Consider the following 22417-nt stretch of genomic DNA (forward strand, 5'->3'; position numbering starts at 1 on the left):
GTGCGCAGCGGTTTTCCGCAAAGATCATGCTCAAACAAATAGCCTAGATTGCATTAACCAAGTCCATCATCTGCGCTGGTCGCACTCCCGAAACGGCATGCCAAAGAAAAGCAAGCGCCTCCTCTCTCGCCTTCGCAAGCTCCGGCGAGGCGCCCGGTGGATGCGCAAGACGTTCGTGCGATCACCGCGGATGGTTCGGATCGCGGCTGGCGTCGCAATCCTGCTTGCGGCCATCGCGCTTCTGAACATGGCCTATCAGTTGATCCGCAAGCCGACCGAGTTGTTCGTCCTTCTCGGACATGCCCTCGACAAGGAGCCGGCGGAGACGTGGGCGAATTACGGGTCGCTCTTCCGCACCTATTCCACCGCTGTCGTCACGCCGGAATTGCTGGCTGCGCTGGCGCAGGTCGAAAGTTCCGGCAATCCCGTCGCGCGCACCTATTGGCGCTGGCGATGGAGCTTCAATCCGCTCGCGATCTACCGGCCGGCCTCCAGCGCCGTCGGTCTCTACCAGATGACCGATCCCGCCTTCGCTGAAGCGGCCCGGTTCTGTGTCCGCGGCAACGCAGTCACGGAGACGGCTTGCGGGTTCAACAGCTTCTACATCCGCGCGATCCCGAGCCATGCCGTCGAGCTGGCATCGGTGTATCTGGACCGCCAAGTGGCCTTGGTTCTCACCCTCGCGGGCGATCTCAAGGCAGGCGCGCAACAGAAGCAGGATCTGGCCGCCTTCATCCATCTCTGCGGCGCAGGTCCCGCCACAGCCTATGCGCGCCGCAAGTTTCAGATGCTGGCCGGCGAGCGCTGCGGCGATCACCTCGTCGCAAGCTACGTCGCCAGGGTCAACGCGATGAAGCGGCAGTTTCAGCGCCTTGCGGCGGATGACGGCGATTAGATGATGCGTTTCGCAGACCGTAGGATGGGCGGAGCGACTTGTCCGCCGTAACTCGGCGAGCGGAAGCGATACTAACGACGCTGCGCGCGACGACGGGTTTCGCAAGAGCTCGACCCATCCTACGAACTACGCTCTACGCGCGCCTCACCGTATCTCGCTCATCGTCACCTGTCCGGCGATCCCGCTCAACTCGGGCTCTTGCGGCGCAAGCTCCTCATCGGAAGACGGGCCTACCGAAACTTCGGCCATTCTACGCTTGACCTGTTCGCAAGTCTTGCGGACGTCCTCGGTGAACAGCGCGCATTCTTCGATGCGCTTGAAGATCCTCCGTCCCTCTTCACGATACCCCGCCGCCGTCTCTCGCATGAACGCGATCGCATCATGGACCTGGGCTGTCAGCGCCTCGCATTTGTGCGCGGCGTCGATCAACTCGGTGCCCATGGCCTCGATCTCTTTTGCAGCAGACTCGTAGTCGCGGATGACCGCCTCTGCACTGAGCGCGCCGACGCGCGACACGCCCGCGGTGTGCTCGACGTAATCAGGCAGAGCAATGGAAGTAATAGAGCTTCCCGAGCGTACCGACGCAATGTCCGCTTCGAGTTGGACCAGATTCACTCCGTCCCGTCTGCGCAATTGTTCAACACTTGCCATGATTGATCCTCCCAATACGCACCCCGAACCCTTAACAGCATTGGGTTTATTACGGGGATAAATGTCATTCTACCTCAATGAATCCTTGACAGTCTCAGGTTTGCCATTTTCCTAATCGCTGACGTCGCACGCAGCGATGTTGAACCTGGACGTGCTCAACCTGTTCTGATCGCGGGTGGCGGAGATGGGAGGTGCGCAGGGACTCGAGCTGTCGAGCGAGAAATAAGCGGTTGTGTGAGCGTGGCCCGGAGCGCGCGTGGCGAAATCCGGGTGTTGTGCCCGCGCATTCGGCGCGGGGCCTATCATCGGCCGGCGTTTTCCGCCGACCGCAAGCCGGTCAGTTCTGCGTCCGTCGATGGCCGATCACCACATGCCGCAGAATCTGATGGTTGTTCACCACCAGTATGGCCACCGCCATCCCTCATAGCGGACCCACGACGAAACCAGTGGCGGGCCGTATGGATCGACCCGGTCGTCTTCAGGACGATAGCGATATCGTGGAACGATATAGTAATCCCACGGCGTTGGCCTGAGCACGGGCGCCGTGACGATAAGTCTCTGCTGGGGTTCACGAACGACTTGCGCCTTCCGCGCCCGGGCTTCAGCACCTGACGTTCCAAGGCTGCACAGCACCAGGGCCGTTCCGAGCGCACACGCGGCGGTCATTGTCTTCATGCGTTGGCCTCCTTCCCGCCAGAGTGCGCAAGGACGCAAAGCAAGGCAAGCCTAATTCGTTTTCGACCTGCTCGAACGCCCGCTGCCGGCTTTGGCGAATCCGGCCGCTCCGCCACCAGCCGCCTACTCCCGCGCCCGACGCACCGCCTCCTCCAGCTTCATCCTCTGCTTGTCCCACCGGCTCTGCTCCGCCTCCGCACGTTCATCGAGGGCAGCCCGCTCGGCTTCGATCTCTTCGGTGCGAGCCTCGTGCTCGCGCCTCGCCTTGTCCAGCGCCGCCTGCGTGCTCGCGACCGCCTTGTCGCGGCGTGCGCGCTCCTTGGCGCGGGCGGTCTCCTCTTTCCTGCGCTCGGCTTCGCGCCGCCGCTCTTCCTTCTCGAACGCCGCGGCGGCCTCGCGCGCCTGTCGATCGTCAATCTTGCGGGACGGTGTCTTTGCCGTCTTGGCCGGACGCTTGCTTGGCTTGGGTTTACGTTTCGGCCTGGCCTCGCCGTCGCCGAGGTCAGTCGGCAGTTCGGCGCTTTCGGTGAACGGGCCGTCCGAGCCGACCGGACGCCTGAGCACAACCCCGGGGCTTGCCATGGTCGCGGCGACGATGTCGGGGTCGTCGGTCTCTTTCGCCACGCCTTGATGGAACAGGTTGGAGCTGGCGCCCCACGCCTCCAGCGCTGCCTTCATCGAGGGCGCGGCGACCGCCTGGTCGTAGAAGCCGAGCGAAGTCTGATAGGTCTTCAGTTTTCTTTTGAGTTTTTTTGGCATCTCGCCCCACGGCCTGGCGACGCACCAGCTTCCGTCGCACCGGCGCCATCATGCCAGTCTGCCCCTGTTTTGCCCGACGAGTCAAACGCTATTCGGGATCGCCGAAGTCGGCCCGGAGCATCGGTGCCACGTGCCCTGCTCGCCCGATCGGAAAAATATTCGGACTTGCAGAACTCTGAAATCCCTCATGTTTTCTACTGTGCATGGGGTTGTTTTCACAACTTTGCTTTGACCGGCTCCGCCCCGCTCGACCTAAGCCCCGAGCAGCGCGTCATATCCGCGCTCGCTGAACGCCAGCAGACAGAAGCCGTGCCCGAACGGATCGGCCAGCATCGCGATCCGCCCATAGGGCGCATCGCTTGCGACAACTTCGAGGATCGCGCCGGCGCGCAGCGCGCGTTCGACGGCGGCATCGACATCATCGACGACGACGTCGATATGCACGGGCGTCCAGTGCCGCGCGTAGCGACGGCGATCGCCGCCGGCGCCGATTGTGCCGGCCTGCTTGGTGAGCAGATACACCGGCGCCGGCCAACCCAAGAGCTCGACGAAGTCGGCGTCGAAGCGGCGGCCGACCGTCAGGCCGAATGCTTCGGTGTAGAAGGTCGTCGCTTGCGCGACGTCGGGGACGTCGATGTTGAGGAGGAAGGTCATGATGGACTCGTTGCGCGGTTGCGCAGCGAGCGTAGCCCGAATGGAGCGTCGCGCAATCCGGGATGGCGCCGCAGGTGCAGTCCCGGATTTCGCTTGCGCGCCGGGCGACGGTCTTACGGGATTTCGTACACCGACACCTTGTCCGCGATCCCGCTCAGCGCGACGCTGCGACGCGTCGGGTTGAGGCCGCCGGCCTCCAGCAGCGTCCGCGCCTCGGCGTTGTCGACCACCGCCTCCGTCACTACGATCGCGCGCGAGGCGGCGAGGCTCTGGACGCGGGAGGCGATGTTCACGGTCTGGCCGAAATAATCCTGCTGGCCGTTGAGGGTGACGGCGAGGCACGAGCCCTCGTGAATGCCCATCTTGAGCAGCAGGCCCTGGTGCTGACGCTGGGCGCCGAGCTCGCTCATGGCCTCGCGCATGCGGATCGCGGCGGCGATGGCACGATCGGGCGTCTCGAAGGTCGCCATCACGGCATCGCCAATGGTCTTGACCACCGCGCCCTGCTCGGAGGCGATGATCTCCTGCAGCAGGCGGAAATGCTCATTGACGAGATCGAAGGCGACGAGGTCGCCGACATGCTCGTAAAGCCCGGTGGAGTCCTTCAGGTCCGAGAACAGGAAGGTCAGGCTGAGGATCTTGAGGCGCTGGCCGATCGCGAGCGTATCGGTGCGATAGAGATCGCGAAAGGTCTGGTTGGTGAGCAGGCGCTTTGCGGTGAGGCTCGGCTTGCGCCGGGTCAGGAGATCATCGAGCCGCTGGTTCATCACCCACACCGCCGGCAGTACGCGGCCGTCGGTGCGGTTCTCCAGCGTCAGCCGCAGCGGGCCCGGGCGCAGGCTCACGGCGTCGACCGGGACCTCGGTCCTGTTCAAGATTAACGACAGGGTCTGGCGCTCGGCCGTCTCCTCGCCCTTCACCTCGATATACTGTGCGGTGTGGGTCACGGGATCGAACACGATCAGCATGCCCGGCTGCACTTGCAGCGAGAGAATGGCGCGCTCGCCCGGCGGCAGGTCGACGGATTCCAGGGTCAGCTCGCGAAGCAGGCCGTCGAGGTCGGGCGGAAGCTCGATCGCCGAGCTCCAGAACACCTGGCGGTAATATTCGGCGAGCGGCAGCTCCTCGGCATTGTGCGCGGCGATCCTGCGCACGCGCGGGCTGACCGCGAAGGTCACCTCGACCAAATTGTCGAGCGTCGTCTCATAGCCGGCGGCGCAGAAGGCGCAGTGATATTGCGGGCTGTTGACCGTCTTCAGGCTCTTGTTGGCCGAGAGCACGCCGGCGCAGCTCGGGCACATCACGCTCCAGGTCATCTCGAGGATGCCGAGCCCGACCGCATGCAGCAGCCCCGCGATCACCTGCTCTTCGCCGAGATTGGCCATCCTTGCCAGATGCAGCGCATTGATCTTGCACAGGGCATGGTCCGGTCCCTCCCGCACCATGCGCTCGAGCATGTCGACGACGGGCGCGTCGGCCGACTGGCGCAGGACACCGAACAGGGTTTCGATCTCGCTCATGCCGTGATGTTACATGGAAGGGGGTGACGCGGACATCCGCTTTCCGATTACCTATGCCGGGTAAGGAGGAGCGCAAGCCATCGTCGTCAATTGCTGCGTCACGATGATGGGAGTTTGCCGAGCCCGGCAAAGGCCGGATTTCCCTTGTTTTCCCCATCCCCGCCGCTATCGCTTCGCGCGCCCACCAAGTGGTCGGTGTGACCGAGCGCGATTGCGGTGGCGTTGCCCTGCGGCGCGATCCATTCGGCGTCATCGGTGAACAGCGCCGCGATGCGTGCTGCGTCGCGGCCATCTGGCGCGGCTGTTCGAGCGCAAGGTCGGCGCCACGCCGCATCCGCTTGCCAAGACGCTGCGCGTGCAACGCGCCAAGCGCCTGCTCGATGCCGGTGATCACACTATAACTGAGATCGCGTTCCAGGCCGGCTTCGGCTGCCTGCGCCGCTTCAACGCCGCTCGCCGAACTCTTCGGCCGCTCGCCGTCGAGCCTGCGCGCGCGTCCAATTTCGTCGTTCATGGTCGCACGAGGGGGCGGATGGCGCGCGCGGCGAGACCCGCCTGCCCTTCATGCGATGTCAACTCAGCGGGCTGCGCCCGTCGTGACGTCCGCAGTCTTGACCTTGTGGGGGCTGAGCACCTTCAGTTGGTGCACTGAAGCAACCGTCGTGGGCGCCGCGACCTGCTGCTCGACATGGGCCGCACCGAGGACGCGCACCTGCAAGGGCGAGACCGGAAATCCGTTGGCCTCATAGGTCGGCAGCTCAGCGGCGAAAGCCGAAGTCGCGCCCGCGATCGTCAGGACGGTGGCGGCGATCGTCAAAGTCTTCTTGTTCATTGGTGATGCTCCTGATGGAAGATTCCGAGCACATTTAAGCGCGTCATGCTGCATTGCGACATCCGCTGTTGCATTGCAACAGCGCACGCAGCGCATGGCGATATGCTTAATGCGTACAAAGTCTTGGCCGAATCACGCCGGCCGGGCCATCGCGCTTTGCGGGCGGAGGTCAGCCGCCGAGCACGTTGCCCCAACCATCGAAGAGGTAGGCCTTCCAAGCTACGGTTCCATCCTCACGTGGCCGGCTGGCCTTCCGGTAGTCATCGGCCTGTTCGGCGGGCCAGGTAATGATCGTGTCGGACAGACGATCGTGCAGGATGGCGGGCTCGGTGGGATCGAAGTCGTCCATGGGACGAAGCGAGGAATGCGTGCTCATGGGCCGATCAACGCACGGCCGTGCGCAAAGTTGCCGCGAAGCGCCAGGCGTCTTGTCAAACAGCCGATCGCGAACCCCTTGACCGCCTATTTCAGCGCGGTCGCGAGCGATTGCAGTTTTGCGACAAGGTTGGTGCCGAGCGCATAGATGATCTCGATAATCGCGAGTGCGATGCCGGCCGCGATCAGACAGTACTCGATCGCAGTGGCGCCGGATTCATTGGCGACGAATTCGGCCCATTTGCATTTCAACTTCACTGACGTGCCTTCCTATTGCTACCAGAAATTGCGGGCCCGCGAAAAGTGCATTAAAGCAATCCAAGATTGAGTAAATGGGGTTCGCTCAATTTGACGACAAACCGGCTGGTTGCAGGCATTCCGTCGCAGCCGCACATGCGGCCGCCATGGAACCCGCGTTGCAACTTCGCAACACCTCTTCGAAAAGCCCGTTTTCGTTGATTTACGCCATTGCGCCGCCACACCCTCTTCCGAACAATTGACGTGCTGCGTGCCTTTCCGTGCAAGACTGTTTGCATCAAGTCTGTTTGCATCATGACTGTTCGAACAAGACTGGTTCGAACAGAACGTTTGGAGGCAGGGATCATGAATGATCGGCGGTCTCTTCTTGTGGCGGTCTCATGCCCCTCCGCTGTTCTCGCTGCTTGGCTGGTGCTCTCCCTGTCGGCCTACGCGCCAGCCCTTATCGAGAACAGCGGCGCCAATGCGGCTGCCGTCTCGCGCGCGAAGGATCTCGGTCGCCTCGACCTCGCCGACGTCCCGCGCGCTGCGACCATCGAGGACGGTGTCGCCTTGACCGCCGACATTGCGGCGGCTGCGGCGAGCCTCGTAACGATCGAAGCGGCAGCCACGCCGGAGGCGGAGGTACCTGCCCCCGCCGTCCAGCTCGCGTCGGCCGATCCCGCGCTGATATTGTCGGCGGAGCCGCCCGCGCCTCAAATTTCGCTTGAACCAGCACCGAGCGTCAGCGAGGCTCCGCCTGCGCCGGCGCCAGAGCCCTTCAAACTCGCATCTGCCGATCCCACCGAGATCGTGACCACGGACGCGTTGTCCCCCGCCACGATCGCGAGCGGATCCGCCCCCGTTGCAAGCAAGGCGTCGCCACCCGCGGACACCGTCGCCGTGCTCGACGAATGCTTCGTCGTGGACGCCTGCATCGATCGCTATCTCTGGGCGCTCTACCAGCGCACGCCTAAGGAGGATTCGATCAAGGTGCAGGAACGCCGCGCCGTCACCGTCAAGCGCAAGGGCAAGACGGTGACCGTGATGCGCAGCTTCACCAAGCTGGTCGACGAGGATTTCGGCTGGAAGGATCCCAAGGCGGCCGAGCATGCCGGCATGTCGATGATGGATTACGTCATCGGCGGCATGGACAAGAGCTTCAAGCGAAAGCTGTTTCGGACGCTGCTCGCCGCCGAAGCCGCCGGCCTCTCGCCGGGCATCACCAGCGCGTTCCGTGACGATTATCGCCAGTCGATCGCGAGCGGCCTGAAGGCCGCCTCCGACCGCTCCTATCACGGCGGCAGCACGCGTGGTGGTTACGGGCACGGCATGGCCGCCGACATCGTCAGCACCCAGGGTAGCAATCGCGCGCAGCGCTGGGTCTCGACTGAAATCCTGTGGAAGTGGGTCGATGCCAACGGCAAGGCATTCGGCATCGGCCGGCCCTATCTCGGCCGCGATCCGCCGCATGTCGGCCCGATCGACGGCCAGGAATACATCTCGCGCCGGGGCACGGCGGAGCGCAAGGAAGCCGCCAACGCGAAGCCCAGCAAAGTGCGCGCTGCGGCCCACGCAAAGCCGCCCAAAGCACAGGCCATGCGTGAGCAGAAGAGCCCGGCAAAATCGCAGAAGGCGGCGCAATCGGCCGGCAAACGCGCGACCTGAAGCTACGGCTTGCGGGCCGGCGTGGGCAGCGGCACGAGACGCATCTCGGCTGTGCCGGCCTCCTGCGTGCGCACCAGCACCGCAAAGATGGTTTCGACTGCCAGCCGCACTGCCACCTCCGTCGTCAGCCCCTTGGCGAGATGCGCCGCGATCAGGCCGGTGAGAAGGTCGCCCGTGCCATAGGGCCGGATCGGCAGACGCAGCGTGGCAAAGCGCGACAAATGGCCCTCGGCGCAGAGGATCGTCTCCAACTGTCCTTCGGGCGTGTCCGCCAGCGTGCAGCCGGTGGCGACGACGTCGAGGCCGGCCTGTCCCGCGAGTGCCGCGCAGGCCGCGCGCAGGTCCTGCGCATCGGCAATCGTGAGGCCCGCAAGCAGCTCGAGCTCGAACCGGTTTGGCGTGGTCAGGTTCGCGGCCGGCAGCAGCCGGCGCCGGAGCACGTCCAGAATTCCATCGGCGACATAGACGCGACCATCGTCTCCGATCACGGGATCACAGAGATAGACGAGCTTCGAATTGCGCACCAAGGCCCGCTCGACGAAATCGGCAACGACGGCGGCATTGCCGGGCGAGCCGAGATAGCCGGTGACGACCACGGCCGCCTCGTCGACGAGATCGCGCTCTTCTACGCCCCTGAGAAGATCGGCGACCAGCTCGGTCTCCAGCACCCGCCCGCGCAGGCTCGGATAGCGTGGATGGTTCGACAGCAGCGTCGTCGGCACCGCCGCGACATTCACACCCTCCGCCTGCACGGCGTAGGCAGCCGCGCTGTTGCCGACGTGGCCGTGGACCACCTGACTTTGAATGGAGATGACGAGCATCAGAGTCCGTAGGGGCAAATACTACGCAAGGCAAGTGCAGCAATCATAGCCGAGATAGAGCGCACCTCCATCCTAGCTACAGGATTGCGGCACCACGTGCCGGCAATGCCTCAGCGCCGCGCCAGCCTTGTAAGATAGGCGCAGAACATGTCGGCGATGGCATCGGCATAGGCTGCGATCTCCGCCTCGCTCCGCGTCTCTTCCGAAAAACTCCTGCCGACCTCGCTGAGCGTCGTCGCGATCAGCTCGCCGGCGAGGGTGCGCGTCGCATCCGAGGCTTTGGGCAGCGCCTCCCGCATGAAGGCGGCGACGATGCCCTCGCCGGCCGCCCGTGCGTCCTGCGCCTCCGGCGCGTCGCGATAGAGCGGCGCGGCATCGCTGAGCGCGACGCGGATCGCAGCCTCCTCGCATTCGGAGCGGATGAAGGCATGGACCAATGCGCGCAGCCGCGCCAGCGGGGGCCTCGCCCGGTTCGCCAGGATGCCGCGCAGGAGCTCGCTGGTGCGCCGCCACTCGTCGCTCTGGAGGCGGAACAGGATCGCCGCCTTGTTCGGAAAATATTGGTAGAGCGATCCAACGCTCACCCCGGCCCGCTCCGCCACCCGCGCCGTCGTGAAACGCTGCGCCCCCTCCTTCGCCAAGACCTGAATAGCGGCATCCAGGATGGCCGCCACCAGCCCGGTGGAGCGGGCCTGTTGCGGCTGTTTTCGCGAGGAAATTGAACGACTTCGACGGTCGGCCATGGTGCCTGCGAGCAATGCGAATAGGAAATGCGACGAATTAGTCGTATTTCGGTCTCCGCGCAAGCACGCGCTTCGCCGCGAACTCTGGAGACGCCAAATGACCACCCCAACCACCACATCGCTTACGCCGCTGCTGGATCGACTGTTCGACGAGGCCGAAGCTGCAAGCAGCGCAACGCTGGCCGCTATCGCCGACTTGTCCGATGCCGACCGGGCGCGGATGATGCGCAGCAAGACCGCTTACCGCGACCTCTATGGACGCCTGAGGGACGCTCCGCTCGCGGTCTCGCGCGAGACCGGCAGCCTGCTCTACATGCTGGCCCGCAGCTCCCGCGCCAGGGCAATCGTCGAGTTCGGCACCTCGTTCGGCATCTCGACCCTGCATCTTGCCGCAGCTCTGCGTGACAATGGCGGCGGCCGCCTCATCACCAGTGAGTTCGAGCCGTCCAAGGCAGCGCGGGCGCGGGACAACCTGTCGGCCGCCGGTGTAATCGACCTCGTGGAAATCCGCGAGGGCGATGCGCTGAAGACGCTCAGTGCCGATCTGCCCGATACGATCGACCTCGTGCTGCTCGATGGTGCCAAGGCGCTCTACTCGGATATCCTGGATCTGCTCGAAGGCCATCTCAGGCCGGGCGCGATCATCGTCGCCGACAACGCCGACGACAGCCCCGACTATCTGGCGCGTGTGCGCAAGCCCGGAAACGGCTACATGTCCACGGCCTTTGCCGAAGACGTCGAGCTGTCGGTGCGGATCAACTGACGCCGTGTCGACGCACCGCGGCATCTCGTGCCGCCACGCGATGGATCGCGCGGCGGCTTCGTGTTGCCTCGGCCGCGTCATCGTCCTGTCCGCATTCCAATCGGTGTCGCAGGTTCGTCACTCACGCGTGTTACCTGCTCACGGCAAAAGCCCGTTCCAGGGGGCTCGACGTATACCGCACAGAATCTTTCTTACGCCGAGAGGCTCATGACCTCCGCCTTCAATGCTTACGCGGCGCTCGCACTTGCCATCGTGTTCGAAGTCACGGCGTCCGCCTTCCTGCAGCAATCCGCTCAGTTCACGCGACCCTGGCCGACCTTGGCGATGGTGCTGTTCTATGTCGCCTCGTTCTATGCGCTGTCGGCGGCAATCCGCATCATCCCCCTGAGCATCGCCTATGCGATCTGGGGCGGGGCCGGCATCATCCTGACCGCCACGGTGTCCTTCGTGCTATTCCGCCAGATGCTCGATGGCGCCGCCTTCGTCGGCATCGCCCTGATCGTGTCCGGCGTCGTGGTGATCAACCTGTTCTCGGAGACGACGGTGCATTGACGCCCGGCAGTCCCGGCACGCGCTACTGGCCCTGCACCGGTTTGGGCGGACGCTGCGCGGATCGCGGCGGTTTTGCGCCAGGCTTGGCCGCATTACGGGGTGGCGGCCCATCGACCGACTCCAGATAGGCGGCGAGCGCCTTGGCGGAATCGGAACTGGTTGCGTAGTGGTCCTTCAAGAACCAGGACAACGTCAGGCTGAAGCGTCCCCTGGCAAGGCCCCGTGGGGTGCGGTGACAGCTCGCGCAACCGTCGGCAAAGAGCCTTGCGGGTGACTTGCCGGCGTCAAGGTTCTGCGCGGCTGCAGCCGTCGCCGTCAGGACGGCGCCGGCGGCAAGACTCATCAAGGGCGCGATCAAGCCGCGCCCCGGTCGAAACAGCGAAATCAACATTGTCCCCTGGACCGCCTTGCGGTCACGCCGCCGACAGCTGATCGAATTCGGGCGGCGCATAGGCCTTGCCGTCCTGATCGGTGATGACGACCTGCCACCCCTCGCTGGCCCACACCCTGGCCTTGGCCACGATGAGCAGCCGGCTCTCGCGGGCGAAGCTATACTTCTCGTTGTCGCGTTCTGCGACCATTTTGTAGGCCAATGCATATCCCCTGGCGTTGCCCTGCACCCCGCCCCTCTCGTGGCAGCGGGCTTTGGCGGCAATTCGCCAGGAGCGTGGCAATTTGGTGCCATCCGCAGACAGTACGGCGCCGGCGCGCTCGCAGCCCGGTAACAAGATGAGCGCGCGCCGCATCAGGGATGCGCTTCTGCTGTTGCGGGTTTGCTTGCCGCCAAGCGTGCAGCGCCGCAGGCGCGTCGTCACATCGTGCCGAATCGTCCCCCGGCGCCGTCACGACTGTCACGGAACCGATAGCGCCTGCGCGAGCGTCGCTAGTGCACCCGGATGATGTGCGGCCGGCCAAGATTGATCAGCCCCTGCACCGCCGACAGGCGATCGTCGAGGGCTGCGATCGTGAGCTGCAGATTGTTGCGGCGCTCGTCGAGCATGCCCATCTCGGCGCCGGTGAGCTTTGCGCTCGCCCGTTCCTTGTGGATCGCTTCGAGAGATTTGCGCAGTCCGGCAATCAGGCTGGACAGCTGCTTGGCCTCCTTGGTCATCGACCGCTTCGCGACATTTTGGCGGCGCGTCTCCGCCTGACTCTGTCTCATCGTCATCCTCCCGTGCCCCGCTGCCCCGAGTGGATGCTTACAGCTTTGAGTAGATATATTACGATCGATGAAATCTGCTCGCGAAAAACTTCCTTAAATTGTATGCGCAGAGAACCTGGGTCCGACAAGCAGAAAGCCCGGCGCAAGGGCCGGGCTTTCCTAAGCAACGTCAGTGCTTCTGATGGCCGCCACCGGGGCCGCCCGCTGGCGGGCCACCACGCGGCGCATTGATGTGCGGAGCGCCGCCGCCGGGGTGCGGCATCGCAGGTGCCGCCGCGCGCGGCGCCGGCATCTGCGCTCGGGCATTCATCGGCGAGCCGTGGCTGACGTTCGGCTGGGCGACGTGCGGCATCGCGGGCCGGGCTGCAGGCGCGGCCGACACGCGCGGCACTTCATGGGCGCGCGCCATCGGCTGCGCGCGCACGGCGGCACGGCTCGCAGCATGGTCGTGCATCATGCGCGCCTGCGCGTCGCGCGGACTCCGGCTCTGCACGACGGTTCGCTCATTCGCGATGCGCTCACTCCGCGCGGCGCGGGTCCGGTCGATCGTAACCGCGGCGTCGCGCTTGGCGATTGCATTGGGCCGCCCGACGGCGGCATCCCGTCCGGTGACCGCGACATTACCCCTGGCGTGCACGCCGCTGCGCTCGAGTGCGATCGCCGCATCGCGCGTTGCCGCGCGGCCGATACGGGCCGCACGTGGATCAAGCGTCATCCGCGTCGCGAAACGCTGATGCGAAGTCCAGTAATTATTCCAATAGGCCTGGCGGCGATACCAGGGACGTCCCGCATAGTAGTTCGACCAATACGAGGTCAACACGAAGGGGACGACGGGCACGTCGATCTCCTCGACATAATCGGGGAGATAGACGTAGTGGTTGCGATAGAGGTATTCGAGATATTGCGACGATACCCAGCCGCGATCGTCGGAGAAGCTCACGTCGCACCAGGCATTGCCGCGCAGGCAGCCATGGATGTTGACGCGGGCACCACCGGGGATGCGGTCGACCAAGGGAAAGCCCGTGCCCGGTCCGGCACGCAGGCCGGTCGAGACGGTGACGATGCCCGGCGCGGCCAGCGCGGCCGTCGGGGCGAGCAGCAATGCGGCAAGTAAAACGCTTTTGAGTCTCATGGCGTGTTCCTCCTCTGCCAGTCGGAACGCGCAAGCGGAACGGGCGTTCCGCATACGGTGGTCGCACGGGTCGAAAGATCGAAATGCACACCGCGCGCGGTTCAATATTCACTCGCCGTTCATTGCCACAGCGCTCCGGCGCGCAGCCGGGCCGTCAATTCGCCGGCAACATGACGGCGTCGAAGTACGACGCAAGCGCAGCAAAGCCGTCGAGCGGCAGCACATGCGCGACATACTGGTCCGGCCGCACCACGACCATGCAGCCGGCTTTCCGGTCGATGCTGCGCATGGCGAAGACGTCGTTGCCGCTCTTGAGATCGGGACAGAACATCTTCTCGTAGTCGATCAAGCCGTAGCGGCCTTTGCGCGGGAGCAGTAGCGACGGCATCGCCTCGAGGGCAAGCTCGCGATGATCTTGCTGGAAGATAGCGCGCAGGTCGATCACGCTGTCGATGTCGGCGCCGACCCGCGTGTATCGCCTGATCGGCGACGCCCTGGCTTCGGCGAGGAAATTGCACAGGGCGCGAATGGCCGAGCCCGCTGCGGCGGGATCTTCCGCAGGCGAAAACGCGTAGATGCGGAAGCGGCCGTCGGCCTGCGCCGCATGACCGAGATGCACCGGCTTGGCGTCCGCCAGCCGGATCACCGGCGCGGAGTGGAAGCGCTTTCCGATCACAAGACCTGCCGCGAGATGCTGATGCGCGGCCGTGCCGGTGAGAAGCGAGGGACGGTAATGCGTCGCGGTCCCGGCCGTGTAACGGCCGTGCCGGACGAAATAGTCCTGCGTCCTCGCCGCATCGGCACCGCCGGCCTTCGCGGCGGAGGCGAGAATCCCCGCCCATTCACGATCGAAGTCGATCAGCTCCTTGGCAACCGCCTGGCGCTCGGCCGAATAGGAATGCAGCAGGCCTGGGGCGCACTGCCTGCGCAGGACGGCGGCGAGCTTCCAGCCGAGATTGAAGGCGTCCTGCATCGAGACGTTCATGCCCTGCCCCGCTTTCGGGCTGTGGGTATGGCAGGCATCGCCGGCGATGAAGATACGTGGCTGGCGGGTTTCGATCTCGGCGTCCGGCACGTCATCGAACTTGTCGGTGAGGCGCTGGCCGATCTCGTAGACCGACCACCAGGCGATCTCCTTCACCTCGAGCGTATGCGGCCTCAAGATCCGCTGCGCCTTGGCGATGACGTCGTCGGCACTGATGTTGCGATTGGCGACGCGCTCACCGATCTCGAGCTTGGCGAGCTCGACATAGAGGCGGACCATGTAACCGCCTTCACGCGGGATGATCAGCAAGCTGCCGTCCTTCGCGGACTGGATCAGCGACTTGAAGCGGATATCCGGGAAGTCTGTCACCGCCAGCACGTCCATCACGCCCCAGGCGTGATTGGCGGAATCGCCGTGCAGCTCCCGGCCGATCGACTTTCGTACCGTGCTGCGCGCGCCGTCGCAGCCGACGACATAGCGCGTCTTGATCGTTTCGATCTTGCCCTCGCTTCCGGCATCGACGCGGGCGAGGCGGACCGTCACGGCATAATCGCCGGCACCGGCGGCCGGATGGACATCGAGATCGAGCACGCGCCGGCTGTAATACGGCTCGAGCTTGGCCGGCGATTTCCGCATGACGTCGAGAAAGCCATCATGGATGCGGGCCTGGTTGAGGATGACGTGCGGAAATTCCGACAGCCCGTCCTCGACGTCCTGGACCCGGCCGCTGCGGACGATCGTCTTGGGCTGCCGCTCGTCCGGCTTCCAGAACGTCGTCTCGTTGACCCAATAGGCCTCCTTCAGCACGCGCGCGCTGAAACCAAAGGCGTGAAACATCTCCATGGTGCGGCAGGCGATGCCGTCGGCCTGGCCGACCAGCAGGCGGTCTGCTTTCTGCTCGACGATGCAGGTCCTGATATCCGGAAATTGCGCGAGCTGGGCGGCGAGCGTGAGGCCGGCGGGCCCGCAGCCGACGATGAGGACATCGACCTCTTCAGGCACCGCGCCCGCTGCACCCGAGGCTTGAACGCGCTCGGCGGGATCCGCAATCTCGGGATCGCCCGGCTGAAATCCATTCAGATGGAATTGCATGAGCACCTCTCCCGCCAGCTTCTTTGGATATTGCTCAGTATGCTGACTATCAGTATACTTGTCAAATGACCGGACCCCGTCCCTGCCAAACGGAGAATTCAGTGAAAGACAACAACCACATGCCCGGGCATCTGGCGCGCCGGTTCCAGCAGATCGCGGTCGCGGTATTCCTGGCTGAAGTCGCAGATGCCGGCTTCGATCTCACTCCGGTGCAATATGCCGCGCTCGCGACCATCAAGGCCAATCCGGGGCTCGATCAAGTGACGCTCGCGGGTTTGATCGCCTACGACCGCACCACCATCACCGGCGTGATCGATCGCCTGGTGCAGAAGGGCCTTGCCGAGCGCCGCCCGTCCAGCCGCGACCGCCGCGCGCGCGAGCTCGAGATCACCGACGAAGGCCGGCGCACGCTGCGCAAGATCACGCCTGCCGTCGAGTCTGCGCAGCGCATCATGCTGCGCGGCCTCACCGCGAAGGAAGGCGAGGAGCTGATGCGGCTCTTGCGCAAGGCGATTGCCGCCGGCAACGAGCTCAGTCGCGCGCCGCTGCGCGATGTGGAGGTATAAGCCCGTCGTTTTGTACGTATTGTCGCAGCGCCGCGAAACTTGGAACTAACGTTCGGCTGCTACGGTCGGCCCGTTCGGCGTTTAACGCGCGGTTAACTTTGCGGCTCGGGGGTTTCGGATGTTCAGGTTCGTTGTTGCGGCCGCGGCGATCGCGCTCTCGGCAAGTCATGCGCTCGCAAACGGCCATGGCGGCGACTCTCCGCCTCCGCCGAAACCTGAGGCGACGATCGCGCCGGCGAAGGTGGTCCTGACCAAGCAAGGTCCCAAGCTGGTCGATCTCAGGGGCATGACGCTCTACTATTACGAGCGCGACACCACCGGCAAGACATCGAACTGCAACGGCAAGTGCACCGAGAGCTGGGTTCCGCTCGCCGCGACCGCCGACGCCGAGGCCGTCGGCGATTTCACCGTGATCAACCGCAATGACGGCAGCAAGATGTGGGCCTACCGTTATCGCCCGCTCTACACCTCGCCCGCCGACAAGGCGCCGGGCGATGCCAACGGCAATGCCACGACGCTGCAATGGCGGATCGCCAGGCCGGAATAGCGCGACGCCCCATGTCGCCGGATTGCTGGCAATGATCGCGAGCGACAGAAGCGACCGATCGGTCAGCCCTCAGCTGCGCCAGCGCGTGCCCGTCTCGGCCTGCGCGTTCTGCCCGGGCGGCAGCACCACGACCATCGAATTGAGCTTCACCCGCTCATAGAGATCGATGACGTCCTCGTTGCGCATCCGGATGCAACCCGAAGAGATCGCCTGCCCGATATATTCGGGCTGATTGGTACCGTGGATGCGGTAGAGCGTGTCCTTGTTGCCGACATAGAGGTAGATTCCCCGCGCCCCCAGCGGATTGGCCGGACCACCGGGAACGCGCGCCGGATATGGCCCGAGCCGCGCCTGGATATCCGCCGTCGGAACCCAGTCCGGCCATTCCGCCAGGCGGCCGACGCGGGCGACGCCTGAGAACGCCATGGCTTCCTCGCCGACCGCGACGCCGTAGCGGATCGCCTTGCCCTCGGGCAGCACGAAATACAAATAGCGCGCATCGGTATCGACCAGGATGGTCCCCGGTTGCTCCTTGCGATGGTAGTCGACGATGTGGCGCAGATATTGCTCGGGCACGCTCGCCTTCGCGTAAGGCACATGCGCGAGCAGCTGCCGGTCGCGCGGTGTCATGCTCGCGTCGGTCGACGGGGAGAGAGTCGTCTGCATGCAGCCGCCGAGCGGCAGCAGAGCAGCAACGAATAGAACGATTAAAGATCTTGGCACCGCTGGCCCCCGATAGCGGGATATCACCCCCAGCGCCACTACATGCTGTCAAAATCGTGCAAAAAACAAGGCGAACGCGGAACAATTACACGTGTTCGACAAGGCGGGTTCCATCACCACAAACGGCAGGAGAGCGTCGCATCATCTCCATCTCCTTGCCTTGCTTTGGTCAAACCCGGCTGGACTCGTGCTCCCTGGGACTTGGGATGGGCCCACCACAACAGATGATCGGCTCGCGCCAATGCGGACGACCAAGGCTTTAAACATCTGGGCTTCAAAGGAGCTGCGATGCTGGCGACGCTGAACAGCAAGCAAATCGTCGACGAGATCGTGAAGGACTTGGTCAAGGACAACGATCCGCACGACTCGGTTCAGATTTCTCCCGAGATCGTGCTGGACTCGCGCCCGGGGAGCGCGGCACCGGCGCTGGCGCCGGAGCTCGCGCGCCGTCCGGAGCCGAAGTTCGCTCCGAGTCAGGCGCGTGCGCCGGAGCCCACCATCAACGTCGTCTACGGAAAACCCGCCGCGGCACCTTCAGTCGACACGGCGGTTCGCGTGACGGCCAGCGATGGTGCCGGCCATCGGAAGCGATCCGGGGTCGGCAAGTGGCTGCGCGGTGCGTTCGTCACGTTCCTGTTCGCGGGAGGCAGCGCGGCTGCCGCGATTGCCTGGGAGAAGCATGGCGACACAGCAAAGCAAATGTTCGCCGAATGGACGCCGGTATTGGCGTCGCTGATGCCTTCGACGTCGCTGATGTCTTCGACGTCGCAGACGACGCCCGTCGCCGCGGCGCAGGCCGCCCCGCCCGCAGCACCAGCGGCAGCCGAACAAACGGCGGAGCAATCTGCGACGCCGCCTGCAACCCAGCTTGCCGCCGCGCCCGCGACAGCGCAGCCCGACACCGCGCAATCGATGCAGTCGATGCAGTCGATGACGAACGATCTCGCCGCGATGGCGCAGCAGATCGAGCAGCTCAAGGCCAACATCGCCGAGCTGAAGGCCGGACAGGAGCAGATGGCGCGCGAGATGGCGAAGCCGCCTGCGCCCAGGCCCGTCGCTGTTGAGACCAAGCCGGCCGATCCGCGCGCCCGCACCTCTGCGCTGCCGCCGCGGCCTGCGACGCCGCCAGTTCGCAAGCCCAAGCCGGCCGTTAGCCAGACCTACATGCCGGCCTATACGCCAGCACCGCTTGCACCTCCGCCGCCATCGCAGGCTGCCGCGGTCCCGCCGCCGGTTGCGACGACGCAAGCCGTAGCCGATGACGATGGACCTGTCGTACGTCCGCCAATGCCGCTGCGCTAGCGCGACACCACAGCGTCGCAACGTCGCCTACGCTGTCCGAGTCGACGAGTCCGGACGATTACGGGAAGCGATGCTTTGCGTGTCTTCCGCTGAAGAGAAAAGGCCGTCGGGATCTATGCCGGCGGCCTTCTCTTGCAACTGCCGGTTCCCGGAGCCCGGTTCTGTTGCAATTCGATGCTTTATGATCACGCCGCATATTTAATAAATTCTTAATGAACCCGCTTGCTGCACATCATTTCTGCGCCATAAGCACAGAGATTGCGCGGCCGGTTCATTCGAAACGATCGACTCAGTGGTACCATGCCGGATGTGTCGAGACTTCCGTTGAAGACTTGCTTTTCAAACTTGGGTCGTCACACCGGGGAATTCGGATGCCTTACTACTCCTTCGATCTTGTGGTCGGTGAAGAGTTCAAGAACCAGGGTGGAATCATCCTCGAAGACATCGAGGTCGCCTCCGATCGGGCCGATCAATTGGCGACCGAGCTGTCGCAGGTGAAGCCGGAGCTCCAGCAGAAGGGTTGCTCGGTGCGCGTCACGGACCGCGATCACAACGAGGTCTATCGCACGCCGCTCGATCCCGTCCCTGCGTGGCAGCGCTAGCTATACGTCAACCACTGGCGCTTCGAACCAATTCGTCAGCGACAATCCACCGTCGACGACGAACGCTGCGCCGGTGACATAACCGGACAGCTTGTTCGACAAGACGGTCAGCGCCATCGGTGCGAGGTCATCGGCCTCGCCGAGGCGCCCGAGCGGAATGTGCCGCGCCAGCGAGGCATCCGCGACGAACCCGCCGGCTGCGATCGCGCCGGGCACCAGCGCGTTGACACGGATGTCGTGGCGGCCGAACGTCTTGGCGAGCTCCTTCACCAGCATCGCCATTGCCGCCTTCGCCGTCGAATAGTGCGGCAGGTTGCGCGGCGTGCCGGCATGCAGCGAGGTGAGAAACAGGAACGAGCCCGGCCGCTTCGCGGCGATCAGCCGTGTCGCGATCTCGCGCGCCAGATGAAAGCCGGCATCGAGATTGACGGCATGCATCTGCTGCCAGGTCTGGCGATCGACCGCGAGCGCATGGTCCGCCTCTCGCCGCGGCGGAGACGCGCTGTGGATGAAATGCGTGATGTCCCCGAGCGCTGCCTGCGCCGCGGCCAGCAGCTCATCGCATGCCTCGAGCCTGGCGAGATCGCCGATCCAGGGCACCGCCAGTTCGGGTCTCTTGCTCGCGCTGATCGCGACCCTCACCCGCTCGGCATTGATATCGGCAAACACGGTCCGGACGCCCTCGCCGACCAGAGCCTGCGCGATCGCGCGGCCGATGCCGTTGCCCGCGCCGGTGACGAGCGCGGTGTCGCGTGCGGGATCGAATGGCGTGCTGAACAGGCTCATGTCGCGTTCCGGGGCCGGCGGACGACCAATCTAGCGCGCCGCGCCGAGGAACGACAATGGCCTCCCGGCACCATTGCGGAGCAGCGCGGCGGACGCTAGCCTCTCAAAAAACGGAGGAGATACCAAGGATGCGCACCGGTTTTCTGATGACGGGCTTGTTGCTGCTGGCCGTGCCGGCCCAGGCGGCCGACGCGCCGCCGCGGTCGACCTATGTGACGATGGTGTTGCAGGCCTTCGCCGCCAAGGTCGAGTGCCCCAACACGGATCTCGTCTATCAGGACCTCGTGCAGAAGGCGCAGCAGATGCACCTGCCTGATGGCACCACCGAGAAGGTGCGCAAGGCGATCGCCTGGATGCACACCGGCGGCAAGATGGGCGAGAAGCAGGACGATGATTTGATGGCGGAGGTCGCCGTCGCCACCCAGGCGACCGACATGGACCAGCGCCGCCTCGGCATGCCCGGCTGGTGCGAGGCCCAGAAGACCAACCTCGCCGGATTGATCCGCAGCAAGGGCGGCTGACAAGGCGGCTGTTGCAGCGTTAAGCACGCTCCCAACAGCCGACGCTCCCGACCAAAAATCGTCACAATTCTCCACAGCATGCGGCCTCTTCGAATTCGAACCGGAGAGCCCTCATGCGGAGTATCCATTTCGTTTTCGCCGGCGCGATTGCGGCCGCCACGGTGTTGACTGCGCCCGTGCTGGCGAAGAATTCCGACGCCCAGAGAAGCGAGGAAAAATCCACTTCGTCGCCCTGTACTGCCTATCAGCAGGCGCCGGACGGCTCGTGGGAACCCCTTCCCTGCAAAGCCACAGGCGAGCGGGCGCAGCCCCAGACGCAGAATCGACGTTCGACGCAAGCCACCGATCACGGCGAGCGTTGAGTACGTCCGCGCTTAAGTCGTCAGCTCTGGTGCGGACCGCGCATGATCTTCATGGCGTCGGCGATGTGACGCCATTCCTTGGCCTCTTCGGCCTCGCCGCGGCCCTCGCAGGCCTGCGCCTGCTCGGCGGCCTTCGCAATCGCAGCGAATCCATGCTGTTCCAGCATCTGCCGCGCGACGGTGTGGACCTGGAGCTCGGACATCATGGGCGCTCTCCCGTTTGAAGGAAACCGCGGCGCCCGGCTCGGCGGCGCTGCGCGGGTCTCCCACAACGATCTCGCCGTGCGACCCGTTCCGCTTACCTCACGACAAAGGCGGCCCGCCATGCCCGGCGGACCGCCTTCACCCACCCCAATTGAAAGTCTTCGGCCGCGTCCCCTACGCGACCGCCACGCGCTTGCGCTCGAAATCGTTGGGTACCTCGATATCGACCTCCAGGGTCGACACGTCGTCGCCGCGCTCGAGCCGAACGATGACCTTGGTCGGGTCCAGCTTGACGTGCTTGGACACGACGGCGAGTATTTCCTCACGCAGCACCCCGAGCAGATCGGGTTGGCCGCGTATCCCTCGTTCATGCGCGAGCAGGATCTGCAACCGTTCGCGAGCGACGGGAGCAGACGAGGCCTTGTTGCCGCGCAGAAGTCGGAGCAGACCCATGCTCATGCAGCCCTCCGTCGCAGCAGACGATCCATGAAGCCCTTGCGCTCGGTCGGAACCTGCATCGGCACGGTGTCGCCGCACAGCCGCCGCGCCGCGTCGATATAGGCCCGCGCGGGTGCGCCGTCCGCGTTCGACAGCGTCACGGGGGTACCGACGTTCGAGGCGCGCAACACGTCCTGGCTCTCGGGGATGATGCCGAGCAAAGGCGTGGCGAGGATCTCGAGAATGTCGTCGATGGTCAGCATCTCGCCGCGCGCGGCGCGGGAGGGATCGTAGCGGGTGATGAGAATGTGCTTCTCGACGCGCTCGCCCTTCTCGGCGCGCACCGTCTTGGAATCGAGCATGCCGATGATGCGATCGGAATCGCGTACCGAGGAGACTTCCGGATTGGTGACGATCACGGCCTCGTCGGCAAAGCGCATGGCCATCGAGGCGCCGCGCTCGATGCCGGCCGGGCTATCGCAGATCACCCAGTCGAACCGGCTGCGCAGATCGGCGATGACCTTGCCCACGCCCTCCTCCGTCAGCGCATCCTTGTCGCGGGTTTGCGAGGCCGGCAGCAGCCAGAGATTCTCGAGCCGCTTGTCTTTGATCAGCGCCTGGGGCAGCTTGGCTACGCCCTGCACTACGTTGATGAGGTCGAACACCACGCGGCGTTCGGCGCCCATCACGAGGTCGAGATTGCGCAGGCCGACGTCGAAATCGACGACGACGACCTTGTCGCCGCGCTGCGCGAGCGCGGCCCCCAGTGCGGCAGTGGTCGTGGTCTTGCCGACCCCGCCCTTGCCTGATGTCACGACCAGTACCTTAGCCATCTCAAAAATCTCCTTCT

29 protein-coding genes and 1 pseudogene are annotated in these 22417 nt (G+C 64.7%); 11 read left to right on the plus strand and 19 right to left on the minus strand.

The window, feature by feature from the left end:
- The first annotated feature begins 97 nt into the window (after positions 1 to 97).
- The gene (locus IVA92_RS30485) at positions 98 to 895 is read left to right on the plus strand and encodes a transglycosylase SLT domain-containing protein (RefSeq protein WP_247277263.1); all 798 of its coding nucleotides are present in this window, start codon (positions 98 to 100) and stop codon (positions 893 to 895) included.
- 144 nt (positions 896 to 1039) lie between these two features.
- Here the strand turns inward: IVA92_RS30485 and IVA92_RS30490 are convergent, their stop codons facing one another.
- The 4 genes from IVA92_RS30490 to IVA92_RS30505 form a co-directional block, all read right to left on the minus strand.
- Positions 1040 to 1546: a hypothetical protein gene (locus IVA92_RS30490; RefSeq protein WP_247277264.1), complete on the minus strand. Its 507-nt coding sequence runs from the start codon at positions 1544 to 1546 to the stop codon at positions 1040 to 1042.
- A 798-nt stretch (positions 1547 to 2344) separates the two neighbouring features.
- A complete protein-coding gene (locus tag IVA92_RS30495) occupies positions 2345 to 2980 on the minus strand; it encodes a cell envelope biogenesis protein TolA (RefSeq protein ID WP_247277265.1) in 636 nt (211 codons plus the stop codon).
- A gap of 252 nt (positions 2981 to 3232) precedes the next feature.
- Positions 3233 to 3634, minus strand: a complete 402-nt coding sequence (locus tag IVA92_RS30500) for a VOC family protein (protein WP_247277266.1) — start codon at positions 3632 to 3634, stop codon at positions 3233 to 3235.
- 113 nt (positions 3635 to 3747) lie between these two features.
- On the minus strand, positions 3748 to 5154 hold the full coding sequence (locus IVA92_RS30505) for an adenylate/guanylate cyclase domain-containing protein (RefSeq protein WP_247277267.1): 1407 nt from the start codon (positions 5152 to 5154) through the stop codon (positions 3748 to 3750).
- Between the two features lie 289 nt (positions 5155 to 5443).
- Here IVA92_RS30505 and IVA92_RS30510 point away from each other — a divergent pair.
- Positions 5444 to 5639: pseudogene (locus tag IVA92_RS30510) on the plus strand (helix-turn-helix domain-containing protein); the annotation flags it as partial.
- 92 nt (positions 5640 to 5731) lie between these two features.
- Here the strand turns inward: IVA92_RS30510 and IVA92_RS30515 are convergent.
- The 3 genes from IVA92_RS30515 to IVA92_RS30525 form a co-directional block, all read right to left on the minus strand.
- Positions 5732 to 5986: a hypothetical protein gene (locus IVA92_RS30515; protein WP_247277268.1), complete on the minus strand. Its 255-nt coding sequence runs from the start codon at positions 5984 to 5986 to the stop codon at positions 5732 to 5734.
- Between the two features lie 169 nt (positions 5987 to 6155).
- Positions 6156 to 6362 (minus strand): hypothetical protein, encoded by a 207-nt coding sequence (locus IVA92_RS30520; RefSeq protein WP_247277269.1) that lies wholly within the window; start codon positions 6360 to 6362, stop codon positions 6156 to 6158.
- An 86-nt stretch (positions 6363 to 6448) separates the two neighbouring features.
- Positions 6449 to 6619, minus strand: coding sequence for a Flp family type IVb pilin (locus IVA92_RS30525; protein ID WP_247277270.1), 171 nt, complete (start codon positions 6617 to 6619; stop codon positions 6449 to 6451).
- A gap of 345 nt (positions 6620 to 6964) precedes the next feature.
- On the opposite strand from IVA92_RS30525, the gene IVA92_RS30530 reads away from it, so the two are divergent.
- The gene (locus IVA92_RS30530) at positions 6965 to 8266 is read left to right on the plus strand and encodes a hypothetical protein (RefSeq protein WP_247277271.1); all 1302 of its coding nucleotides are present in this window, start codon (positions 6965 to 6967) and stop codon (positions 8264 to 8266) included.
- A 2-nt stretch (positions 8267 to 8268) separates the two neighbouring features.
- On the opposite strand, the gene pdxY is transcribed toward IVA92_RS30530, so the two are convergent.
- Both pdxY and IVA92_RS30540 read right to left on the minus strand, forming a co-directional pair.
- The gene (gene pdxY / locus IVA92_RS30535) at positions 8269 to 9087 is read right to left on the minus strand and encodes a pyridoxal kinase (protein WP_247277272.1); all 819 of its coding nucleotides are present in this window, start codon (positions 9085 to 9087) and stop codon (positions 8269 to 8271) included.
- Positions 9088 to 9197: 110 nt separating this feature from the next.
- Positions 9198 to 9830: a TetR family transcriptional regulator gene (locus tag IVA92_RS30540; protein WP_247277273.1), complete on the minus strand. Its 633-nt coding sequence runs from the start codon at positions 9828 to 9830 to the stop codon at positions 9198 to 9200.
- 97 nt (positions 9831 to 9927) lie between these two features.
- On the opposite strand from IVA92_RS30540, the gene IVA92_RS30545 reads away from it, so the two are divergent.
- Positions 9928 to 10593, plus strand: coding sequence for a class I SAM-dependent methyltransferase (locus tag IVA92_RS30545; RefSeq protein WP_247277274.1), 666 nt, complete (start codon positions 9928 to 9930; stop codon positions 10591 to 10593).
- A gap of 207 nt (positions 10594 to 10800) precedes the next feature.
- Positions 10801 to 11145: a multidrug efflux SMR transporter gene (locus IVA92_RS30550; RefSeq protein ID WP_247277275.1), complete on the plus strand. Its 345-nt coding sequence runs from the start codon at positions 10801 to 10803 to the stop codon at positions 11143 to 11145.
- Positions 11146 to 11167: 22 nt separating this feature from the next.
- Here the strand turns inward: IVA92_RS30550 and IVA92_RS30555 are convergent, their stop codons facing one another.
- The 5 genes from IVA92_RS30555 to IVA92_RS30575 form a co-directional block, all read right to left on the minus strand.
- A complete protein-coding gene (locus IVA92_RS30555; protein WP_247277315.1) occupies positions 11168 to 11488 on the minus strand; it encodes a hypothetical protein in 321 nt (106 codons plus the stop codon).
- A gap of 70 nt (positions 11489 to 11558) precedes the next feature.
- Positions 11559 to 11960 carry a hypothetical protein gene (locus IVA92_RS30560; protein WP_247277276.1) on the minus strand — a complete coding sequence of 134 codons (402 nt, stop codon included), beginning with the start codon at positions 11958 to 11960 and terminating at the stop codon, positions 11559 to 11561.
- 68 nt (positions 11961 to 12028) lie between these two features.
- The gene (locus tag IVA92_RS30565; protein ID WP_247277277.1) at positions 12029 to 12307 is read right to left on the minus strand and encodes a hypothetical protein; all 279 of its coding nucleotides are present in this window, start codon (positions 12305 to 12307) and stop codon (positions 12029 to 12031) included.
- 169 nt (positions 12308 to 12476) lie between these two features.
- Positions 12477 to 13439, minus strand: a complete 963-nt coding sequence (locus IVA92_RS30570; RefSeq protein WP_247277278.1) for an SH3 domain-containing protein — start codon at positions 13437 to 13439, stop codon at positions 12477 to 12479.
- Between the two features lie 154 nt (positions 13440 to 13593).
- Positions 13594 to 15516 carry an FAD-binding monooxygenase gene (locus IVA92_RS30575; protein ID WP_247277279.1) on the minus strand — a complete coding sequence of 641 codons (1923 nt, stop codon included), beginning with the start codon at positions 15514 to 15516 and terminating at the stop codon, positions 13594 to 13596.
- Positions 15517 to 15617: 101 nt separating this feature from the next.
- Here IVA92_RS30575 and IVA92_RS30580 point away from each other — a divergent pair, with 101 nt between their 5' ends.
- On the plus strand, positions 15618 to 16082 hold the full coding sequence (locus IVA92_RS30580) for a MarR family transcriptional regulator (RefSeq protein WP_247277280.1): 465 nt from the start codon (positions 15618 to 15620) through the stop codon (positions 16080 to 16082).
- Positions 16083 to 16200: 118 nt separating this feature from the next.
- Positions 16201 to 16629, plus strand: a complete 429-nt coding sequence (locus tag IVA92_RS30585; protein ID WP_247277281.1) for a hypothetical protein — start codon at positions 16201 to 16203, stop codon at positions 16627 to 16629.
- 69 nt (positions 16630 to 16698) lie between these two features.
- Here IVA92_RS30585 and IVA92_RS30590 read toward each other — a convergent pair whose 3' ends face one another.
- The gene (locus tag IVA92_RS30590; RefSeq protein WP_247277282.1) at positions 16699 to 17352 is read right to left on the minus strand and encodes a L,D-transpeptidase; all 654 of its coding nucleotides are present in this window, start codon (positions 17350 to 17352) and stop codon (positions 16699 to 16701) included.
- Positions 17353 to 17640: 288 nt separating this feature from the next.
- Here IVA92_RS30590 and IVA92_RS30595 point away from each other — a divergent pair, with 288 nt between their 5' ends.
- Complete coding sequence (locus IVA92_RS30595) at positions 17641 to 18654, plus strand: hypothetical protein (protein WP_247277283.1); 1014 nt, start codon at positions 17641 to 17643, stop codon at positions 18652 to 18654.
- A 371-nt stretch (positions 18655 to 19025) separates the two neighbouring features.
- Positions 19026 to 19256 (plus strand): hypothetical protein, encoded by a 231-nt coding sequence (locus IVA92_RS30600; RefSeq protein WP_247277284.1) that lies wholly within the window; start codon positions 19026 to 19028, stop codon positions 19254 to 19256.
- On the opposite strand, the gene IVA92_RS30605 is transcribed toward IVA92_RS30600, so the two are convergent.
- Positions 19257 to 20042 (minus strand): SDR family oxidoreductase, encoded by a 786-nt coding sequence (locus tag IVA92_RS30605; RefSeq protein WP_247277285.1) that lies wholly within the window; start codon positions 20040 to 20042, stop codon positions 19257 to 19259.
- Between the two features lie 128 nt (positions 20043 to 20170).
- Here IVA92_RS30605 and IVA92_RS30610 point away from each other — a divergent pair, with 128 nt between their 5' ends.
- Both IVA92_RS30610 and IVA92_RS30615 read left to right on the plus strand, forming a co-directional pair.
- A complete protein-coding gene (locus IVA92_RS30610; RefSeq protein ID WP_247277286.1) occupies positions 20171 to 20563 on the plus strand; it encodes a hypothetical protein in 393 nt (130 codons plus the stop codon).
- A gap of 113 nt (positions 20564 to 20676) precedes the next feature.
- Positions 20677 to 20925 carry a hypothetical protein gene (locus tag IVA92_RS30615; protein ID WP_247277287.1) on the plus strand — a complete coding sequence of 83 codons (249 nt, stop codon included), beginning with the start codon at positions 20677 to 20679 and terminating at the stop codon, positions 20923 to 20925.
- Positions 20926 to 20945: 20 nt separating this feature from the next.
- Here IVA92_RS30615 and IVA92_RS30620 read toward each other — a convergent pair whose 3' ends face one another.
- The 3 genes from IVA92_RS30620 to minD form a co-directional block, all read right to left on the minus strand.
- Positions 20946 to 21131, minus strand: coding sequence for a hypothetical protein (locus IVA92_RS30620; RefSeq protein ID WP_247277288.1), 186 nt, complete (start codon positions 21129 to 21131; stop codon positions 20946 to 20948).
- 172 nt (positions 21132 to 21303) lie between these two features.
- On the minus strand, positions 21304 to 21588 hold the full coding sequence (minE, locus tag IVA92_RS30625) for a cell division topological specificity factor MinE (protein ID WP_247277289.1): 285 nt from the start codon (positions 21586 to 21588) through the stop codon (positions 21304 to 21306).
- Positions 21585 to 22400: a septum site-determining protein MinD gene (gene minD / locus IVA92_RS30630; protein WP_247277290.1), complete on the minus strand. Its 816-nt coding sequence runs from the start codon at positions 22398 to 22400 to the stop codon at positions 21585 to 21587. Before minD ends, minE begins: the two co-directional genes overlap by 4 nt.
- Positions 22401 to 22417 lie beyond the last annotated feature (17 nt).

This window comes from Bradyrhizobium sp. 154 (assembly GCF_023073875.1).
Classification (GTDB): Bacteria; Pseudomonadota; Alphaproteobacteria; order Rhizobiales; family Xanthobacteraceae; genus Bradyrhizobium.

What these genes read in the sequence shown, in the direction of transcription:
- IVA92_RS30585 (WP_247277281.1), top strand. Translation starts at nt 16,201, where the DNA reads ATGTTCAGGTTCGTTGTTGCGGCCGCGGCGATCGCGCTCTCGGCAAGT.
- IVA92_RS30565 (WP_247277277.1), bottom strand. Translation starts at nt 12,307, where the DNA reads ATGAGACAGAGTCAGGCGGAGACGCGCCGCCAAAATGTCGCGAAGCGG.
- IVA92_RS30620 (WP_247277288.1), bottom strand. Translation starts at nt 21,131, where the DNA reads ATGATGTCCGAGCTCCAGGTCCACACCGTCGCGCGGCAGATGCTGGAA.
- IVA92_RS30605 (WP_247277285.1), bottom strand. Translation starts at nt 20,042, where the DNA reads ATGAGCCTGTTCAGCACGCCATTCGATCCCGCACGCGACACCGCGCTC.
- minE (WP_247277289.1), bottom strand. Translation starts at nt 21,588, where the DNA reads ATGAGCATGGGTCTGCTCCGACTTCTGCGCGGCAACAAGGCCTCGTCT.
- IVA92_RS30485 (WP_247277263.1), top strand. Translation starts at nt 98, where the DNA reads ATGCCAAAGAAAAGCAAGCGCCTCCTCTCTCGCCTTCGCAAGCTCCGG.
- IVA92_RS30540 (WP_247277273.1), bottom strand. Translation starts at nt 9,830, where the DNA reads ATGGCCGACCGTCGAAGTCGTTCAATTTCCTCGCGAAAACAGCCGCAA.
- pdxY (WP_247277272.1), bottom strand. Translation starts at nt 9,087, where the DNA reads ATGCTCGTCATCTCCATTCAAAGTCAGGTGGTCCACGGCCACGTCGGC.
- IVA92_RS30555 (WP_247277315.1), bottom strand. Translation starts at nt 11,488, where the DNA reads ATGAGTCTTGCCGCCGGCGCCGTCCTGACGGCGACGGCTGCAGCCGCG.
- IVA92_RS30500 (WP_247277266.1), bottom strand. Translation starts at nt 3,634, where the DNA reads ATGACCTTCCTCCTCAACATCGACGTCCCCGACGTCGCGCAAGCGACG.
- IVA92_RS30520 (WP_247277269.1), bottom strand. Translation starts at nt 6,362, where the DNA reads ATGAGCACGCATTCCTCGCTTCGTCCCATGGACGACTTCGATCCCACC.
- minD (WP_247277290.1), bottom strand. Translation starts at nt 22,400, where the DNA reads ATGGCTAAGGTACTGGTCGTGACATCAGGCAAGGGCGGGGTCGGCAAG.
- IVA92_RS30610 (WP_247277286.1), top strand. Translation starts at nt 20,171, where the DNA reads ATGCGCACCGGTTTTCTGATGACGGGCTTGTTGCTGCTGGCCGTGCCG.
- IVA92_RS30490 (WP_247277264.1), bottom strand. Translation starts at nt 1,546, where the DNA reads ATGGCAAGTGTTGAACAATTGCGCAGACGGGACGGAGTGAATCTGGTC.
- IVA92_RS30615 (WP_247277287.1), top strand. Translation starts at nt 20,677, where the DNA reads ATGCGGAGTATCCATTTCGTTTTCGCCGGCGCGATTGCGGCCGCCACG.
- IVA92_RS30495 (WP_247277265.1), bottom strand. Translation starts at nt 2,980, where the DNA reads ATGCCAAAAAAACTCAAAAGAAAACTGAAGACCTATCAGACTTCGCTC.
- IVA92_RS30575 (WP_247277279.1), bottom strand. Translation starts at nt 15,516, where the DNA reads ATGCAATTCCATCTGAATGGATTTCAGCCGGGCGATCCCGAGATTGCG.
- IVA92_RS30530 (WP_247277271.1), top strand. Translation starts at nt 6,965, where the DNA reads ATGAATGATCGGCGGTCTCTTCTTGTGGCGGTCTCATGCCCCTCCGCT.
- IVA92_RS30570 (WP_247277278.1), bottom strand. Translation starts at nt 13,439, where the DNA reads ATGAGACTCAAAAGCGTTTTACTTGCCGCATTGCTGCTCGCCCCGACG.
- IVA92_RS30550 (WP_247277275.1), top strand. Translation starts at nt 10,801, where the DNA reads ATGACCTCCGCCTTCAATGCTTACGCGGCGCTCGCACTTGCCATCGTG.
- IVA92_RS30515 (WP_247277268.1), bottom strand. Translation starts at nt 5,986, where the DNA reads ATGAACAAGAAGACTTTGACGATCGCCGCCACCGTCCTGACGATCGCG.
- IVA92_RS30505 (WP_247277267.1), bottom strand. Translation starts at nt 5,154, where the DNA reads ATGAGCGAGATCGAAACCCTGTTCGGTGTCCTGCGCCAGTCGGCCGAC.
- IVA92_RS30600 (WP_247277284.1), top strand. Translation starts at nt 19,026, where the DNA reads ATGCCTTACTACTCCTTCGATCTTGTGGTCGGTGAAGAGTTCAAGAAC.
- IVA92_RS30595 (WP_247277283.1), top strand. Translation starts at nt 17,641, where the DNA reads ATGCTGGCGACGCTGAACAGCAAGCAAATCGTCGACGAGATCGTGAAG.
- IVA92_RS30545 (WP_247277274.1), top strand. Translation starts at nt 9,928, where the DNA reads ATGACCACCCCAACCACCACATCGCTTACGCCGCTGCTGGATCGACTG.